Here is a 17,108-nt window from a genome sequence, read left to right as displayed (position 1 = left end):
ATGCTGACGATCGGAAAGCTCGCCGAGGCTGGTCATGTCGGTGTAGAGACCATTCGTTTCTATCAGCGCAAGGATCTTCTGGAGACCCCGGAGCGTGCTGGCGGCATCCGCCGCTATGGCAACGACGACTTGCGGCGACTGCGTTTTATCCGCAAGGCGCAACAGGCCGGTTTCACGCTTGAAGAAATCCGCGAACTGATCGCACTGGACGCAGGGCATGATCACCGCCGTGCGCATGAGATGGCCGAGAAGCGTCTGGCCAAGCTTGATGAGCAGATCGCCGAGTTGCAACGTGCGCGCCACAGTCTGCAACGGCTGGCGTCCGAATGCGCCGCAGGCACATCAAGCGCCTGCCCGATCCTGGCGGCCTTCGAAGTCTGAACAAAGGCTGCACCCAGCGGATCATCCGCGCTGTGTCATCCCAGCTGACCCAAGGGAAGCAGACTCTCTGTCAGGGGTTCAGGGCCGCCGTGATCCAGTTTTTTGTCTGGGCAAGGATCTCATCCGACAGGGCCTTGTCCTCGACCGCACGCGCCAGGATCATGGCACCGACCGCCGCAGACCAGCTGCCGATTGCGGCGGTGCGGGCATCGGCCGCGCCCTGCTGTTCCAGCGACTCTGCAATCCGTGCAATCTGTGCCCCGACCCCTGCGGCCATCGCGGCGCGGGCGTCTGGCGTCTGTCGGCGCGCGTCGGATGCGAAGGCGGCGGTCGGGCAGCCCGTCGCCGGGGCGTCGCGGTGGGCGGGCGACAGATAGGCTGACAGGAAGGCGTCAAACCCGCGTGCCTGCGCCTCTTCACCGGCCAGCGCATGCGCCATGGTCTGCGCGATCAGGTCATCTTTCGAGGCGAAATGGCCGTAAAAGCCGCCATGGGTCAGACCGGCGGCCTTCATCACCTCGGCCACCGAGACCGCCTCGAACCCTTTCTCCCGAAACAGCCGTGCCGCCTGTGCCAGGATCCGGCTGCGGTTTTCGACCATCTGCTCACGCGAGACTTTCATCAGCGACCTCGTTCCTCTCAGGGCTTGACATATTCATGACGATCATCATATTTGGAACCAATCATGATGATCGTCATGAATGTAGATGTGAACCTGTCGGAGTGCAACGCTATGCCCGCAAAAACCCTGATCACCGGCGCCTCGACCGGCATTGGTGCCACCTATGCCGACCGTTTCGCCCGGCGCGGGCACGATCTTGTGCTGGTCGCCCGCGATACCGCCCGGATGGAGGCCTTGGCCACAAGGCTGCGCGCCGAGACCGGCGTTGCCATCGACATCCTGCCCGCCGATCTGACACAGGATGCCGACATTGCCCGGGTCGAAGCCCGGCTGCGCGAAGATGGCGACATCGGCATTCTGGTGAACAACGCCGGGGCGGGCCTCAGCGGCAGCTTTGCTGAGCAGAGCAGCGCCGAGATCACCCGGCTGATCACGTTGAACACCACCAGTCTTGCGCGGCTGGCCCATGCTGCCGCCACCCGCTTTGCCCGCCAGGGGCAGGGCGCCATCATCAACATCGCTTCGGTCGTCGGGCTGGTGCCGGAATTCGGCATGTCGGCCTATGGCGCGACCAAGGCCTTTGCGATCTTCCTGTCGCAGGGGCTGGCGTTCGAGCTTGGCCCCAAGGGTGTCTTCGTGCAGGCGGTGCTGCCCGCCGCCACCCGGACAGAGCTGTGGGCGCGCGCGGGTGCCGATCCCGCCGCCCTGCCGCCGATGATGGACGTGAACGATCTGGTCGATGCGGCCCTTGCGGGTTTCGATGCGGGCGAAGCGATCACCATTCCCGCGCTGTCCGATGCCGCGATGTGGGATGCCTATCAGGCCGCGCGGCAGGCCATGCTGCCGGATTTCAGCAATACCCAACCCGCGGCCCGCTACCGCGCCTGACCCTGTCCACGAGAGTATCCGATGAAAGCCTTCGTCCTCGACGCCTATGCCAAAGCGGCCAGATTGCGCCTGACGGATCATCCCGATCCGCAACCCGGCCCGCGGGAGGTGTTGGTGCGCATCCATGCGGCGGGTTTGAACCAGCTGGACAGCAAGATCCGCGATGGGGCGTTCAAGCCGATCCTGCCCTACAAGCTGCCGCTGATCCTTGGTCATGATCTGGCCGGGGTGGTCGAGGCGGTCGGCGCTGCCGTCACCGGCTTTGCGCCCGGCGATGCGGTATTTGCCCGGCCAAGGGACGGCCGCATCGGCACGCTGGCCGAGCGGATTGCGGTCGATCATGACGACCTCGCGCTGATGCCACAGACGCTGACCATGGCTGAGGCGGCGGGCATCCCCCTTGTCGGCCTGACCGCATGGCAGGCGCTGGTGGAACTGGCCGACGTGCAACCCGGCCAGAAGGTGCTGATCCACGCCGGATCGGGCGGTTTCGGCAGCATCGCCATCCAGCTCGCCAAACATCTGGGGGCGACGGTGGCCACCACCACCAGCACCGGCAATCTGGACATGGTGCGTGCTTTGGGCGCCGATCTGGCCCTCGACTACCGCAAGGAGCCGTTCGAGACCGTGCTGTCGGGCTATGATCTGGTGGTCTGCGGGCTGGATGGCGACACGCTGGCGAAATCGCTGCGGGTGTTGAAGCCCGGCGGGCGGTTGATCTCGATTTCAGGCCCGCCAACGCCAGAGTTTGCCAGACGGCAGGGAATGACCTGGCTGATGCAGCAGGTGATGCGGCTGCTCAGCCTTGGCATCCGCCGCAAGGCGCGCGCGCGGGGCATCCGCTATGACTTTCTGTTCATGCGCGCCGATGGTGGCCAATTGGCGCAGTTGGCCGCGCTGATCGAGGCAGGCGCCATCCGCCCGGTGATCGACCGGATCTTCCCGTTCGACCAGACCAACGACGCCTTTGCCTATCTCGATACCGGGCGGGCAAAGGGCAAGGTCGTGGTCGCGCTGACCACCCCGCGCCCGTCCATCACGCCCATCGCCTGATCACAGCGGAGAAACCGCCCATGTCCACGCCGCAGATCATCCTCGTCCATCCCGTTCGCACCGAACTCGGCGCCATCGCCACCGGTGAGACGCCGCGCCGGGCGGGCCTCGCATCGGACAGGATCGACAGCGTGATCATGGGCAATGTCATGCAGGCCGGGAACCGGATGAACCCGGCGCGGCAGGCGGCCATCGGCGCGGGGCTGCCCGTGACGGTTCCGGTGCTGACGGTCAACCGGGTCTGCGGATCCGGGGCCAGGATGCCTTCGCCGCCGTGCCGCTTGCTGTGGCACAAGAGTTGGGCCTTCCGCTCGACATCATCAATGTCGATGGCTGCGCGATTGCCCATGGCCACCCGATCGGCGCGATGGGGGCCATTCTCACGACGCGGCTGGGCCACGCGATGAAACGCGACGGGTGCCCGGCGCCGCAGCGCATGGGTCAGCGCTGCATCTGGCCGCGTTTTCTCAGGCAATGCCCTCGACGATGACGACACTGACGATGGCGGCCCCTGACCGCGCCTTGCGGGCGGCTTGGTATTCCGGGCTGTCGTAACATGCTTTGGCGGCGGCCAATGAGGGGAACTCGATGATCACATGGCGGGTCAGGGACTGGCCTTCCAGAACCTCCGAGGTGCCGCCGCGGGCCAGAAACCGCGCGCCATGGGTAGCAAAGGCTGCCGGGGCAAGCGCCTGATACGCCGCATAGGCCAGTGGATCGGTGACGGTGACATGGGCGATCCAATAGGCGGTCATGATGTGCTTTCCAACAGCGTGCGGGCAATTTCGGCGGCATCCTGAAGATGGTCCCGCACGGCCTGCGCCGCCGCTGCCGGGGCATTGGCGCAGATGGCGGCGCAGATCGAGGCCATATGGGCCGGCCCGGAAATGCGGCGATTGGTCGATGCCAAAGTCAGCGCCCGCAGCCGCGAGATCCGGCCATTCAGCCGCTGCACCACTTCCCACGCAATATCATGCCCGGCGGCGGCAAAAATGACCTGATAGAAATCGGTGGTCGCGGCATAGAGCTGTTGCGGATCTTCGTCATGGAATGCGGCCTCCAACGTGGCCAATGCCTTGCGCAGCCGGGCTTTGACCGCATCATCCGCGACGCGGGCGCAGGTGGCGGCGGCCTCGGCCTCAAGCAGGCGGCGGATTTCATAGACCTGTTTCGCGCGGGTCCAATCGAGATTGGCCACGATCGGGCCGCTGCGTGCCAGCGTTTCGACCAGCCCCTCTGCCTCAAGATACCGGATCGCCTCGCGCACGACAGAGCGGGAGACGCCCAACTGATCGCAGAGCGTCCGTTCCACCAGCCTGTAACCGCCGGTGAACCGGCCTGAAATGATGGCATGGCGCAGTCTTTCGACCGCCAGTTCGCGCAGGGTTGTGGGCGTGTGCTCGATCCGCAGATCGCTGTCCGATGTCTGATCCATGGGATGAAGGATAGGGGCCTCGGGCGGTCTGTGCAAGTTTATATTGACATGACGTATGATGGTATACCAACATACAGACAAGCAAACGGGAGAGCCTTTGATGACTGCGCAGATTCGGAAAACCTTCACCCTCATCGAAACAACGCTGGTCGAGGGCGGACGCGCGGCGCCCCGCCCCCTGAAGCTGATCACAGCGGCGGCGGTGCTGAAAAACCCCTGGGCGGGCATGGGCTTTGTCGAGGATCTGAAACCGGCCATTCACGCCGTGGCCCCGGAACTGGGCGCGCTGCTGACCGCGATGATCCTTGAAGCGGCAGGGGGCGCTGATGCCGTCGAAGGTTACGGCAAGGCGGCGGTTGTGGGGCTGGATGGTGAGTTGGAACACGCCAATGCGCTGATCCACACATTGCGCTTCGGCAATCATTATCGTCATGCTCTGGGCGCGAAAACCTATCTGGCCTTCACCAACGTGCGCGGCCCGGCCAATTGCCCGGTGATGATCCCGCTGATGGACAAGCATGACGAGGGCCGCCGCTCGCATTACCAGACCATCCATTTCTCGATCCCCGATGCCCCGGCGGCAGATGAGATCGTCGTGGCGCTTGGCGCGTCGACCGGTGGGCGGCCGCATCATCGTATCGGCGACCGCTATCAAGACCTGAAGGATCTGGGCAATGATCTCGCAAACCCTGCGGCTGTCTGACGGGCTTGCCGTCCGCGCCCTGATGGCAGGGGCGGGCGACCCGGTGGTGTTGATCCACGGGGTGGGGATGCGGGCGGAAGCCTGGGCGCCGCAGTTCGCGGCGCTGGCGGCAGATCACCGGGTCATCGCGATTGACATGCCCGGCCATGGCGACAGCGATCCCTTGCCCGGCGGCGCGCTTCTGCCGGATTATGTGGCCTGGGCTGCGCAAGTGATCGAGGCCCTGAACCTGGGGCCGGTCAGTCTTGCAGGTCATTCGATGGGGGCCCTGATCACTGCCGGTCTGGCGGTGGAGCGGCCCGATCTGGTCCGCCGCGGGGCTTTGCTGAACGGCGTGCATCGCCGCAGCCCTGCCGCCCGCGCGTCTGTCTTGACCCGTGCCGCAGAAATCGCCGCCGATGCAGGCGGGATCGAGGGGCCGCTGGACCGCTGGTTCGCCCCGGAGGAGGATGCGCTGCGTGATCAGGTGGCGGGCTGGCTGCGGGCCGTCTCGCATCGCGGTTATGCCACCGCTTACCGCGCCTTTGCGGAAGGGGATACCGTCTATGCCGACCGGCTGGACCAGATCCGTTGCCCGCTGTTGGTGCTGACCGGCGATGGTGATGCGAATTCGACCCCGGCCATGACAGAAACCATGGCGGCGATGGTCCCCCACGGACGCGCCGCAATCATTTCCGGCCACCGGCATATGGTCAATCTGACGGCCCCGGAGGCTGTTACCGCCGAATTGCAACGCTGGCTGTCCACCAAGGAGACTGCGGAATGAGCGCCGAGATCGCTTCGATTGATCCCCGTGCCCTTCGGGATGCCTTTGGCTGTTTCATGACCGGGGTTACAGTGGTCACGACGCTGGATGCCGACGGAAAACCGCTTGGCTTTACCGCCAATTCGTTTTCCTCCGTCTCGCTGGATCCGCCGTTGCTTCTGGTGTCGATCGCCAACAGCTCTGGCAACCTTGGCGCTTTCGTCTCGGGCAAGGGCTTTGCGGTGAACATTCTGGGCGAGGGGCAAAAAGAGGTGTCCGGCACCTTTGCCCGCCCGTCAGCAGACCGCTTTGCGCAAACCTATTGGCGGCATGGCCCGATTGGATCGCCGCTGATCGCCGGGGTGTCGGCGTGGTTCGACTGTGATTTGGCGCAGGCCATTCCGGCAGGCGACCACACGATCCTGATAGGGCGGATCGGCGCGTTCGAGGCCACACCCACCGCTGGTCTGGGCTATTACCGGGGGGCCTATGTGACCCCGGCAGCAACCGCGGCCCAGCTACCGGCCGGGCCGGATGTGGTGATCTCGGCCATTCTGGAAACCGAAGGCACGGTGCTTCTGGTGGATGACGGGCGCGGCGGGCTGTCGGTGCCCATGGCGCGGGTGGGGCGCGAAGGCGTTCAGTCGGCCCTGGCCGGGCTGATCCGCACCACCGGGCTGCAGGCCGAAGCAGGCTCCATCTATGCCGTGTATGAAGACCCGGTTCAGGGCACCCAACATATTGCGCTGCGCTGCCCCACCAAACCCGGCCAACCGGCCAAAGGGGCCTTTGTCGAACTGTCGGCCCAGGGAGTTGCCGATGTCACCGACCCGGCGCTGCGCCAGATGTTGCAGCGGCTGGCCGAGGAATCGCGCATGGGCAACTACGGCATCTACTTTGGAACACATGAGCAAGGCCGCGTGCAGCGGACGCTGGAAGGACAAGCCGGATGAAATTTTCTCTTTTTATCCATATGGAGCGCGTTTCGTCCGAAGATGACCAGAAGCAGCTTTATGACGAGATGATCGAGCTGTGCCGTATCGCGGATGAGGGCGGCATGCACGCCATCTGGACGGGCGAGCATCATGGCATGAATTTCACCATCGCGCCCAACCCGCTGCTGAACCTTGTCGATCTGGCGCGGCGCACCCGCAATGTGCGCCTGGGCACCGGCACGGTGATTGCGCCGTTCTGGCATCCGATCCGCCTGGCGGGCGAGGCGGCCATGGCCGACCTCATCATGGATGGCCGCCTTGATCTGGGGATCGCGCGGGGGGCCTATACGTTTGAATACGAACGCCTGATGCCGGGCATGGACGCCTGGGGCGCGGGGGGGCGGATGCGCGAGTTGATCCCGGCGGTCAAGGCGCTCTGGTCTGGCGATTATGCCCATGAGGGCGAATATTGGCAGTTCCCGAAAACCACCGCCTCGCCCAAACCGCTGCAACAGCCGGGGCCGCCGATCTGGGTGGCCGCGCGCGACCCCAGCAGCCATGATTTTGCGGTGGCCAATGGCTGCAACGTGCAGGTGACGCCGCTGCATCTGGGCGATGAGGAGGTGGTCAGTCTGATGGAACGCTTCAACACCGCCTGCGCCGCCCATCCCGATGTGCCGCGCCCCAGTATCATGGTGCTGCGCCACGCCTATGTTGCCGACAGCGAGGCCGATGCGCAGCTGGCAGCCCAGGAGATCAACAAATTCTATTGTTATTTCGGGGCATGGTTCAAAAATGAACGCCCGATTTCACAAGGATTGATTCAAGAGCTGAGCGAGGCCGAAATCGCCGCGCATCCGTTCTATTCCGCAGCGGCGATGCGGAAGAACCAGATCATCGGCGAGGCCCCCGAAGTGATCGCGCGCATCAAGGGCTATGAGGCGCTGGGATATGATGAATTCAGCTTCTGGATCGACACCGGCATGGGCTTTGCACGCAAGAAAGCCTCGCTTGAACGGCTGATCCGCGATGTGATGCCCGCTTTCGCCTGAAAAGGAACCACGATGGACCGCTTCCAGCATTATATCGACGGCAGTTTCGCGGATGGCACCGCCACCTTCGAAAGCCTTGATCCGGCCACGGGGGCCGCCTGGGCGGTGATGCCGCTGGCGGATGCTGCCGATGTGGACCGGGCGGTGACGGCGGCCCATCGGGCCTTCACCTCTGCCGCCTGGGCGGGCATGACGGCCAGTGCGCGGGGCAAACTGCTGATGCGGCTGGCCGATCTGGTGCAGGCCCATGCGCCACGGCTGGCGGCGCTTGAAACCCGCGATACCGGCAAGATCATCCGGGAAACCAGCGCGCAGATTGCTTATGTTGCGGAATACTATCGTTATTACGCCGGTCTGGCCGACAAGATCGAAGGGTCGCATCTTCCCATCGACAAGCCTGACATGGAGGTCTGGTTGCGGCGCGAGCCGGTGGGCGTGGTGGCGGCGATTGTTCCATGGAACAGCCAGCTGTTCCTTTCGGCGGTGAAGCTTGGCCCGGCTTTGGCGGCGGGATGCACCGTGGTGCTGAAGGCGAGCGAAGATGGCCCGGCGCCCCTGCTGCAATTTGCGCGGCTGGTGCATGAGGCAGGCTTTCCGCCGGGGGTGATCAATATCCTGACCGGCGGCCCCGAGGCAGGCCGCGCCCTGACCAGCCACCCCAAGGTGGCGCATATCGCCTTTACCGGCGGGCCGGATACCGCGCGCCATATCGTGCGGGCCAGTGCCGAGAATCTGGCGAAAACCTCGCTGGAGCTGGGCGGCAAATCCCCGTTCATCGTCTTTGAAGACGCCGATCTGGAAAGTGCCGCCAATGCGCAGGTGTCTGGCATTTTTGCGGCCACCGGGCAAAGCTGTGTCGCCGGATCGCGGCTGCTGGTCCAGCGCAGCGTCAAGGAGGCGTTTCTGGCGCGGCTGAAGGCCAAGGCCGAAGCCGCCCATATCGGCGCCCCCGACCGGATGGAAACCGAGATCGGCCCGCTCTGCACCGCGCGCCAGCGTGACCGGATCGAGGCGCTGATCGCGCAGTCTCTGGCGGCGGGGGCAAATCTGGTCACGGGCGGGCACGCGGTGTCGGGGGCGGGCTTCTACTTTCCGCCAACCATTCTGGATTGCACCGATGCGCCCGATGCCCCGTGCCTGCGTCAGGAATTCTTTGGGCCGGTCTTGTCGGTGGTCAGTTTCGACACCGAAGAACAGGCGCTTGAGCTGGCCAACGAGACCGAATTCGGTCTGGCGTCGGGGGTGTTCACCCGCAATCTGACGCGCGCGCACCGGATGATCCGCGGCATTCGTGCCGGGATTGTCTGGGTCAATACCTACCGTGCCGTCTCGCCCATTGCGCCGTTTGGCGGGCATGGGCTTTCGGGGCATGGCCGCGAAGGCGGTCTGGCAGCAGCACTGGATTACACGACAATCAAAACAGTCTGGCTGCGCACCTCTGACGATCCGATCCCGGACCCGTTCGTGATGCGCTGACACAGCACCAAACCTAGGGAGACGACCACATGAAAAAGACCTTGTTCGCACTGGCCGCAGCCAGTGCCGTGATGGCGCATGGCGCAATGGCACAGGAGATGGTGTTCACCTCCTGGGGGGGCACCACGCAGGATGCGCAGGCTGCGCATTGGGCGACACCCTTTACCGAAAAATCGGGCATCTCGGTCGTGCCGGATGGCCCCACCGATTACGGCAAGATCAAAGCCATGGTCGAGGCAAATGCCGTCAACTGGGATGTGGTCGATGTGGAGTATGACTGGGCGCTGCAAGCGGGCCAGCAAGGCCTGCTGGAGCCGCTGGATTTTGCGGTGATCGACAAGACAAAGCTCGATCCGCGCTTTGTGTCGGATTTTGCGGTGGGGTCGTTCTACTATTCCTTCGTTCTTGGCTGGAACCCGGCGAATTTTACCGAGGCGCAGCCCGCCACCCTGTCGGATCTGTTTGACACGGCAAAGTTCCCCGGCAAGCGCACCTTCTACAAATGGTCCGCGCCCGGCGTGATCGAGGCGGCGCTGCTTGCCGATGGCGTGGCACCGGAGGCGCTGTATCCGCTTGATCTTGATCGCGCCTTTGCCAAGCTCGACACGATCAAGGCCGATATCATCTGGTGGGAAGGTGGCGCGCAAAGCCAGCAATTGCTGGCCTCGGGCGAGGCTCCGATCGGGTTTTTCTGGAATGGCAGGCTGGCGGCGCTGGCCGCTGACGGAATGCCCGTCGGCATCAGCTGGGATCAGAACATCACCGCCGCCGACGCACTTGTGGTGCCCAAGGGAACCAGCAACAAGGACGCCGCAATGGCCTTCATCGCCGCGGCCACCAGTGCCGAAGGTCAGGCCGTCTTTGCGGCGGCGACTGGCTATGCGCCGGTCAATCTCGGCTCTGCCGATCTGATGGACCCGGCCGTCCGCGCCACGCTGCCCGATGCGCAGACGGCGGTGCAGGTGAATGCCGACATGGCCTATTGGGCCGCCAACCGCGATGAGATCGGCAACCGCTGGTATGCGTGGCAAGCGCAATAACCGCGCCGGTCTGCCGGGTGCCGCCATGGCGCCCGGCAGACCTGCACGCCCTTCCGCCCAGAGTTCTGTCAGGGGAATTGATATGCTGTCCGCCATCTCCACGCGGCGTCGCGGGTCAGGTTTTGGCTTTGCCTTGCCTGCGATTGTGTTGCTGCTTGCGTTTTTCGTCGTGCCGGTGGCGCTTTTGCTGACCCGTTCGTTCACCGAGCCAGAACTGGGCCTGCAAAACTATGCCGCCCTCGTGGGAAGCGCCACTTATGCGCGGATCTTTTTCAATACCTTCTTCGTCTCTGGGGTGGTGACGGCAATCACCGTGCTGATCGCCTTTCCCGTGGCATGGGCGCTGGCCATCATGCCCGCGCGGTGGGCCTCGGTCGTGTTTGCCATCATCCTGCTGTCGATGTGGACAAACCTTCTGGCGCGGACCTATGCGTGGATGGTGCTGCTGCAACAAACCGGCCTGATCAACCGCACGCTCATGGCGCTTGGGGTGATCGATGCGCCGCTGCAACTGACCAACAACCTGATCGGTGTGACCATCGGCATGGTCTATATCATGCTGCCCTTCATGATCCTGCCGCTGATGGGCGTTCTCAAGAAAATCGACCCCGCGATCTTGCAGGCCGCCGCCCTGTGTGGCGCAACCAAGGGGCAGGCCCTGCGCAAGGTGCTGTTGCCGCTGTCGGCACCGGGGATCGCCTCGGGGGCGCTGATGGTGTTCGTGATGTCGCTTGGCTATTACGTCACCCCGTCGCTGCTGGGCGGCACCGCCAACATGATGCTGGCCGAGCTGATCGCCCAGCAAGTGCAAAGCCTGGTGAACTGGGGCATGGGCGGTGCCGCGGCCTTCTTGCTGCTGATTGTCACGCTGGGGCTTTACGCCGTGCAATTGCGCTTTTTCGAACAGAAAGAGGCGATCTGATGCTGCTTGATTTTGATAAGCTGGGCGCATGGAAATGGATCCTGTCGGGGATCTGCGCGGTGATGTCGCTGTTCCTGCTGCTGCCGATCCTGTTCATCGTGGCGCTGTCGTTCGGGTCGTCACGCTGGCTGATCTTTCCGCCGCCGGGCTGGACGCTGAACTGGTATGCCGAGCTGTTCGCAGACCCGCGCTGGCTGGGGGCGGCGCTGACATCGGCCAAGATCGGGGTCATTGTCATGGTGCTGTCGGTGGGGCTGGGCCTGCTGGCGTCGCTGGCACTGGTGCGCGGGCGCTTCAAGGGGCGGGCGGTGTTGCGGGCGTTTTTCCTCACACCGATGGTGCTGCCGGTGGTGATTGTGGCGGTCGCGCTCTATGCCGCGTTCTTGCGTCTTGGGCTGAATGGCACGCTGCCCGGCTTTGTCATCGCCCATCTGATCGTGGCGCTGCCCTTTGCCATCATCACCATCACCGGCGCGCTGGAAACATTTGACCCCGCCATCGAGGATGCCGCCATCCTTTGCGGCGCCTCGCCCTGGGAGGCACGGCTGCGCGTCACCCTGCCGGGGATCCGCCATGGCCTGTTTTCGGCGGCGATCTTTTCCTTTCTGATTTCGTGGGATGAGGTGGTGCTGGCAATCTTCATGGCCTCGCCCAACCTGCAAACCCTTCCTGTAAAGGTCTGGACAACCCTGCGACAGGATCTGACCCCGGTCATCGCAGCGGCCTCCACCCTGCTTGTGGCGCTGACGGTGCTCTTGATGATCGCTGCCGCCCTGATCCGCAAAGGCAAAACCAAATGACAACGCCCTATCTGCACATCAACGGCATCCGCAAAATCTATGGCCCGGTGATTGCCACCGACCATGTGGAGCTGACCATTGCCAAAGGCGAGTTCATGACCTTTCTGGGCCCGTCCGGCTCGGGCAAATCCACCACACTTTACATCCTTGCGGGGTTTCAGGATCCGACGGCGGGCGACATCAAGCTGGAGGGGCGCTCGATCCTGTCGACCCCGTCGCACCGGCGCAATATCGGCATGGTGTTTCAGCGTTACACCCTGTTCCCGCATCTGAGCGTGGGCGAAAACGTCGCCTTCCCGCTGCGCGTGCGCCGCATGGGCCAATCCGAGATCGCGGCCAAGGTCAAGCGCGCGCTGGCGCTGGTGCGGCTGGACGGGTTCGAGGACCGGATGCCTGCCAAGATGTCGGGCGGGCAGCAGCAGCGCGTCGCGCTTGCACGGGCGCTGGTCTATGATCCGCCGGTATTGCTGATGGACGAGCCGCTGTCCGCGCTGGACAAGAAGCTGCGCGAGGAAATCCAGTTCGAAATCCGCCGCATCCATCAGGAAACCGGGGTGACGATCCTCTATGTGACTCATGATCAGGAAGAGGCGCTGCGCCTGTCAGACCGGATTGCCATTTTCAACGCGGGCAAGATTGAACAGGTCGGCACCGGACCCGAGCTTTATGCCAACCCGGCCACCCGGTTTGTCGCCGATTTCATCGGCGACAGCACCTTTCTCAAGGGCGAGTTGGTCGGGGTATCGGGCAATCGCGCCGGGTTGCGCTTTGGTGACGGCACCCTTGTGGCGGCAGTGCCCTTGCATGGAACCGGGACCGCAGGCCAGGCCGCCGACCTGATGCTGCGCCCCGAACGGATCGACCTGTCTGCCGAGGCGGGGGCGGAAGGCGCCTCGCTGCCCGTCACCGTCGAGGATCTGACGTTTCTGGGCAATAACACCACGATCGCCGCCCGCACCGGATGGGGCGGCGCGCTGACCGTGCGGGTGGGCTTCGGCCATCCGCTGTCTGGCCGGGTGTCAAAGGGCGACAAACTGCATGTGCGCTGGACGCCGGACGCAGCACATGCCTTTGCGCGGGGGTAGGTCGCGCGCGCCGATCTTGGTGCCGTTGGCCCCCCTTGCATTAGTTGCGCTCATGCCAAGCCGCAGGACATTCTCCTTTGCGTGCCGGTTGCGAACTCTTCTATCGAACAGGGGCAGGCGCAGGAGCCTGAACCTGATCGGCGACGCCCCTTTGCTGGCGTATTGTCCGATAATCGCAAGGAAGGGCGCGCATGACTGTCCGGTTCAAGTTGCAGGGGATATACACCCCGCTCATCACGCCGTTTTTCGCCGATGACAGGATCAATTTCGATTCTCTGGCGGCGCTGATCGAACGGCTGATCTCGGCTGGGGTGCATGGCCTGATCTCGGGCGGATCCACCGGCGAAAACTATGCCGAAACGGTTGAAGAACGCCTGCAGATCGCGCGGTTCATCGTCGAACAGGTCAAGGGGCGCATTCCTGTGATCATCGGCACTGGCGCAATGCGGACGCCGGATTCCATCGCATTGGCACAGGGCGCGCGGGATATGGGTGCCGATGGCATCCTGCTTGGGACGCCCCCCTATTCTGTCCCGACCGAGCGCGAAAATGCGTTGAATGCCCTGGCCATTGATCGTGCCGCAGATCTGCCGATCATCCTTTACAACTATCCCGGCCGGATGAGCGTAGAGATGGGGCGCGAATTCCTCGACCGTGTCGGGCGCAGCAAGAACGTGATCGGGATCAAGGAAAGCTCGGGCGATATCAACCGGGTGCATCTGCTGGCCCGCGACTATCCGCATATCCAGATGTCCTGTGGCATGGACGATCAGGCGCTGGAATTCTTTGCCTGGGGTGCGCAAAGCTGGATCTGCGGCGGCTCGAACTTCCTGCCCGAAGAACACATTGCCCTTTACGACACCTGCGTGATCAAGGGTGATTTTGCCAAAGGGCGGCGGATCATGTCGGCCATGCTGCCGCTGATGGCTGTGCTGGAACAGGGGGGCAAGTTCATCCAGTGCATCAAGCATGGGGTCGAGGTTTCCGGCATTTCGGCGGGGCCGATGCGCCCGCCGCTGAAGGGACTGAACAAGGAAGAAAAGCGCGAGTTGGAACAGGTGATCCGCACCCTGAAGACCACCGTTGCCGCCATCATGCAGGGGAACTGAGCCATGACTGACCTTCTGACCCATGAGGAATACCGCGCCGTTGCTGCCGCTTTGGATCTGCCGCAGAACGCCTGGATCGACGGCAGTTCTCGCCCGGCGCGTTCCGGCAAGACATTCGAGACGAACAACCCGGCAACAGGCGCCGTTCTGGGCACGGTTGCTGCCTGCGATGCCACCGATGTGGATCTGGCTGTTACCAAGGCCCGTGCGGCGTTTGAGGATGGCCGTTGGTCACGCCTGCATCCCGGCGCGCGCAAAGAGGTGTTGGTGCGCCTTGCCAACCTTATGGACCGCAATGCGCGCGAATTGGCGGTGATGGAAAGCCTCGACAGCGGCAAGACGATCTATGATTGCGAAAACGTCGATATCCCGGAATCGATCCATGTCCTCAAATGGCATGGCGAATTGATCGACAAGATCTACGATCAGGTGTCCCCGGCATCCACCGACCACATCGCCATGATCCTGCGTGAACCCGTGGGGGTGGTGGGGCTGGTGCTGCCCTGGAACTTCCCCTTGCTGATGCTGGCATGGAAGATCGGCCCGGCGCTGGCGGCGGGCTGTTCGGTGGTGGTGAAGCCTGCGGCCGAAACCAGCCTGACCGCGTTGCGGCTGGCCGAGCTGGCCGCCGATGCGGGTCTGCCACGGGGGGTGCTGAACATCGTGACCGGCGGCGGTGACGTGGGCGAAGCGCTGGGACGGCACGCGGATGTGGATATGGTGTCGTTCACCGGCTCCACCGTGACGGGGCGAAAATTCCTGCACTATTCCGCCGACAGCAACCTCAAGGAAATCGTGCTGGAACTCGGCGGCAAGAACCCCTGCATCGTGCTGGATGACGCCGAAGATCTGGACGCAGTGGCGGCGCATGTGGTCAACGGGGCGTTCTGGAACATGGGGCAGAACTGCTCCGCCGCATCGCGCCTGATCGTGCAGCACGGGGTGAAGGACCGCTTGCTGGCAAAGGTTGCAGAGCATCTTCGTGAATGGGTGGTTGGGGATCCGCTGAATCCGGAGGTGCGGGTCGGCGCGCTCATTTCCAGGGCGCATTTCACCAAGGTTTTGGGTTATCTGAAGGTGGCGGCGAAAGAGACGGTGGTGATCGGCGGCAAGGTGGTTGCCGAGGGCTTCATCGAACCGACGGTGGTCGAGGCCAGCCATGGCTCGACGCTCGCCAGCGAAGAAATCTTCGGCCCGATTTTGACGGTGATCCCGGTGGGCAGCTTTGAAGAGGCGATTGCCGTGGCGAATGACACGACCTACGGCCTTGCCGCCAGTATCTTCACCGCGAATGGCAAACGGGCCTTGCGCGGGGCGCGGATGCTGCGGGCGGGCACGGTGACGGTGAACAGCTTTGGCGAGGGGGACATCACGACCCCCTTCGGCGGCTACAAACAGTCGGGATTTGGCGGGCGCGACAATGCCATCCATGCCCATGATCAGTATACGCAGCTGAAAACCATCTGGGTGGATCTGAGCGATACCGCTGACACCGCGATTGAGTGAGGTATCACATGAGCTTGCGCAAAGTGTCACGCCTGCCGGTTCATACTGGCCCCGCGGGATGGAACGCGATCCTGCCACCGGCTGCGGCGCGCGCCACGCTGACGGGTGAGCAGACCTGCGACATCGCTATCGTCGGCGCCGGGTTCGCAGGCCTTTCTGCCGCCCGGCGGCTGCTGCAGCTTGACCCCTCGCTGGCGGTGGCAGTGGTTGATGCGGGGCGGGTGGCCGCAGGCAGCGCAGGCCGCAATTCCGGTTTCATGATTGACCTGCCGCATGAATTGACCAGCGCCGACTATGCCGGAGCGGGGGCCACGCAAGACCGCACACTGACCCGCCTGAACCGCCATGCCATTGATTTTGCAGAAACAGTCTGTTCTGACTATGATCTGTCTGCCGGCACGTTCCAAAGATCGGGCAAAATCAACGGTGCGGGATCCCAGGTCGGTGAGGCGGCGAACCGCTCTTACGCTGCACATCTGACCGCCTTGGGCGAACCGCATGAAATGCTGGATGCACAGGCAATGCGGCAGGTGACAGGCTCGGGCTATTACAGGGCGGGGCTTCATACCCCCGGCACGGCGATGATCCAGCCAGCAGCCTATATCCGGGGCCTTGTCTCAGGGCTTGAGGTACAGGGCACGCGGATCTTCGAGGCCTCGCCCGTCACCGGGTTCGAGAGCACCCGCGCTGGCTGGGTGCTGGCCACGGCACAGGGACGCTTGCGGGCCGCCAAAGTCATTCTGGCCAACAATGGCCATCTGGAAAGCTTCGGGTTCAAATCCGGGCGGCTGATGCACATCATGCTGAATGCCTGCATGACCGAAACCCTCGGGGCCGACGATCTGCGCATGTTGGGCGGGCAGGACACCTGGGGTCTGACCCCATCGGATCCGATGGGATGCACGGTCCGGCGGATTTCCAGCGCGCAGGGCGGCAACCGGATCGTGATCCGGCAGGGAGGCTATTACCGCCCGAAGATGCAGACCAGCGCCACCGATCTGGCCCGCGTGACCGCCCGGATGCGGGCAAAGTTTGACGCCCGCTTTCCCGCTCTGCGGCATCTGGCGTTTGAATATGCGTGGTCCGGCCATCTTTGCCTGTCGAAAAACGCGGTTTCGGTCATGCGTGAACTGGAACCCGGCCTCTACTCGGCCTGTGTGCAGAACGGCCTTGGCACCACACGCGGCACCCTGACGGGCATTGGCGCTGCGGAACTGGCGATGGGGCAGACCAGCGACATCACCCGGTTTTTCACCGCACAGGCCGAACCCAGCCGCCTGCCGCCACATCCCTTCGACACCATCGGCGCAAATGCCTATCTTCGTGTCAAGGAATGGCAGGCAAGGGCCGAATGAC

General features: G+C 63.8%; 18 protein-coding genes and 2 pseudogenes. 17 read left to right on the top strand and 3 right to left on the bottom strand.

The window, feature by feature from the left end:
• A complete protein-coding gene (locus KM031_RS18085) occupies positions 1–381 on the top strand; it encodes a MerR family transcriptional regulator (protein WP_215505121.1) in 381 nt (126 codons plus the stop codon).
• Positions 382–451: 70 nt separating this feature from the next.
• Here the strand turns inward: KM031_RS18085 and KM031_RS18080 are convergent, their stop codons facing one another.
• Positions 452–1,003 (bottom strand): TetR/AcrR family transcriptional regulator, encoded by a 552-nt coding sequence (locus tag KM031_RS18080; RefSeq protein ID WP_215505122.1) that lies wholly within the window; start codon positions 1,001–1,003, stop codon positions 452–454.
• A 66-nt stretch (positions 1,004–1,069) separates the two neighbouring features.
• Here KM031_RS18080 and KM031_RS18075 point away from each other — a divergent pair, with 66 nt between their 5' ends.
• From KM031_RS18075 to KM031_RS22710, 4 genes and pseudogenes are all read left to right on the top strand, one after another.
• Positions 1,070–1,891, top strand: coding sequence for an SDR family NAD(P)-dependent oxidoreductase (locus KM031_RS18075; RefSeq protein WP_260692181.1), 822 nt, complete (start codon positions 1,070–1,072; stop codon positions 1,889–1,891).
• Between the two features lie 21 nt (positions 1,892–1,912).
• Entirely contained in the window at positions 1,913–2,944 is a 1,032-nt protein-coding gene (locus KM031_RS18070) for an NADP-dependent oxidoreductase (RefSeq protein WP_215505123.1), read from the top strand.
• Positions 2,945–2,964: 20 nt separating this feature from the next.
• Positions 2,965–3,204: pseudogene (locus KM031_RS18065) on the top strand (thiolase family protein); the annotation flags it as partial.
• Positions 3,204–3,362 (top strand): annotated as a pseudogene (locus KM031_RS22710) (acetyl-CoA C-acetyltransferase); the annotation flags it as partial. The pseudogenes KM031_RS18065 and KM031_RS22710, both read left to right, overlap by 1 nt.
• Positions 3,363–3,411: 49 nt before the next feature.
• Here the strand turns inward: KM031_RS22710 and KM031_RS18060 are convergent.
• On the bottom strand, positions 3,412–3,699 hold the full coding sequence (locus KM031_RS18060) for a DUF1330 domain-containing protein (protein ID WP_246567058.1): 288 nt from the start codon (positions 3,697–3,699) through the stop codon (positions 3,412–3,414).
• Positions 3,696–4,379, bottom strand: coding sequence for a GntR family transcriptional regulator (locus KM031_RS18055; protein WP_215505125.1), 684 nt, complete (start codon positions 4,377–4,379; stop codon positions 3,696–3,698). The genes KM031_RS18060 and KM031_RS18055 overlap by 4 nt, the downstream gene beginning before the upstream one ends.
• A gap of 100 nt (positions 4,380–4,479) precedes the next feature.
• Between KM031_RS18055 and KM031_RS18050 the strand changes: the two genes are divergently transcribed.
• The 12 genes from KM031_RS18050 to KM031_RS17995 all read left to right on the top strand — a co-directional run bounded on the left by KM031_RS18050 (position 4,480) and on the right by KM031_RS17995 (position 17,107).
• Positions 4,480–5,082 carry an amino acid synthesis family protein gene (locus tag KM031_RS18050; RefSeq protein ID WP_215505126.1) on the top strand — a complete coding sequence of 201 codons (603 nt, stop codon included), beginning with the start codon at positions 4,480–4,482 and terminating at the stop codon, positions 5,080–5,082.
• Positions 5,054–5,848 (top strand): alpha/beta fold hydrolase, encoded by a 795-nt coding sequence (locus tag KM031_RS18045; RefSeq protein WP_215505127.1) that lies wholly within the window; start codon positions 5,054–5,056, stop codon positions 5,846–5,848. Before KM031_RS18050 ends, KM031_RS18045 begins: the two co-directional genes overlap by 29 nt.
• A complete protein-coding gene (locus KM031_RS18040) occupies positions 5,845–6,780 on the top strand; it encodes a flavin reductase family protein (RefSeq protein WP_246567059.1) in 936 nt (311 codons plus the stop codon). The genes KM031_RS18045 and KM031_RS18040 overlap by 4 nt, the downstream gene beginning before the upstream one ends.
• A complete protein-coding gene (locus KM031_RS18035; RefSeq protein WP_215505128.1) occupies positions 6,777–7,814 on the top strand; it encodes an LLM class flavin-dependent oxidoreductase in 1,038 nt (345 codons plus the stop codon). The genes KM031_RS18040 and KM031_RS18035 overlap by 4 nt, the downstream gene beginning before the upstream one ends.
• Before the next feature lie 12 nt (positions 7,815–7,826).
• Positions 7,827–9,290: an aldehyde dehydrogenase gene (locus KM031_RS18030; RefSeq protein ID WP_215505129.1), complete on the top strand. Its 1,464-nt coding sequence runs from the start codon at positions 7,827–7,829 to the stop codon at positions 9,288–9,290.
• Between the two features lie 29 nt (positions 9,291–9,319).
• Entirely contained in the window at positions 9,320–10,330 is a 1,011-nt protein-coding gene (locus KM031_RS18025; RefSeq protein WP_215505130.1) for an ABC transporter substrate-binding protein, read from the top strand.
• Positions 10,331–10,412: 82 nt separating this feature from the next.
• Positions 10,413–11,252 carry an ABC transporter permease gene (locus KM031_RS18020; RefSeq protein ID WP_215505131.1) on the top strand — a complete coding sequence of 280 codons (840 nt, stop codon included), beginning with the start codon at positions 10,413–10,415 and terminating at the stop codon, positions 11,250–11,252.
• Positions 11,252–12,052 (top strand): ABC transporter permease, encoded by an 801-nt coding sequence (locus KM031_RS18015; protein ID WP_215505132.1) that lies wholly within the window; start codon positions 11,252–11,254, stop codon positions 12,050–12,052. The genes KM031_RS18020 and KM031_RS18015 overlap by 1 nt, the downstream gene beginning before the upstream one ends.
• The gene (locus tag KM031_RS18010; protein WP_215505133.1) at positions 12,049–13,137 is read left to right on the top strand and encodes an ABC transporter ATP-binding protein; all 1,089 of its coding nucleotides are present in this window, start codon (positions 12,049–12,051) and stop codon (positions 13,135–13,137) included. Before KM031_RS18015 ends, KM031_RS18010 begins: the two co-directional genes overlap by 4 nt.
• A 191-nt stretch (positions 13,138–13,328) precedes the next feature.
• Entirely contained in the window at positions 13,329–14,246 is a 918-nt protein-coding gene (locus KM031_RS18005) for a dihydrodipicolinate synthase family protein (RefSeq protein ID WP_215505134.1), read from the top strand.
• A gap of 3 nt (positions 14,247–14,249) precedes the next feature.
• Positions 14,250–15,752, top strand: a complete 1,503-nt coding sequence (locus KM031_RS18000; protein WP_215505135.1) for an aldehyde dehydrogenase — start codon at positions 14,250–14,252, stop codon at positions 15,750–15,752.
• 8 nt (positions 15,753–15,760) lie between these two features.
• A complete protein-coding gene (locus KM031_RS17995) occupies positions 15,761–17,107 on the top strand; it encodes an NAD(P)/FAD-dependent oxidoreductase (protein ID WP_215505136.1) in 1,347 nt (448 codons plus the stop codon).
• Position 17,108: the final 1 nt, after the last annotated feature.

It is taken from the genome of Gemmobacter fulvus (genome assembly GCF_018798885.1).
In the GTDB taxonomy this organism is placed as follows: Bacteria; Pseudomonadota; Alphaproteobacteria; order Rhodobacterales; family Rhodobacteraceae; genus Gemmobacter; species Gemmobacter fulvus.
Note: the sequence above shows the minus strand (reverse complement) of the source record. Positions and strands in the feature narration are given on the sequence as shown.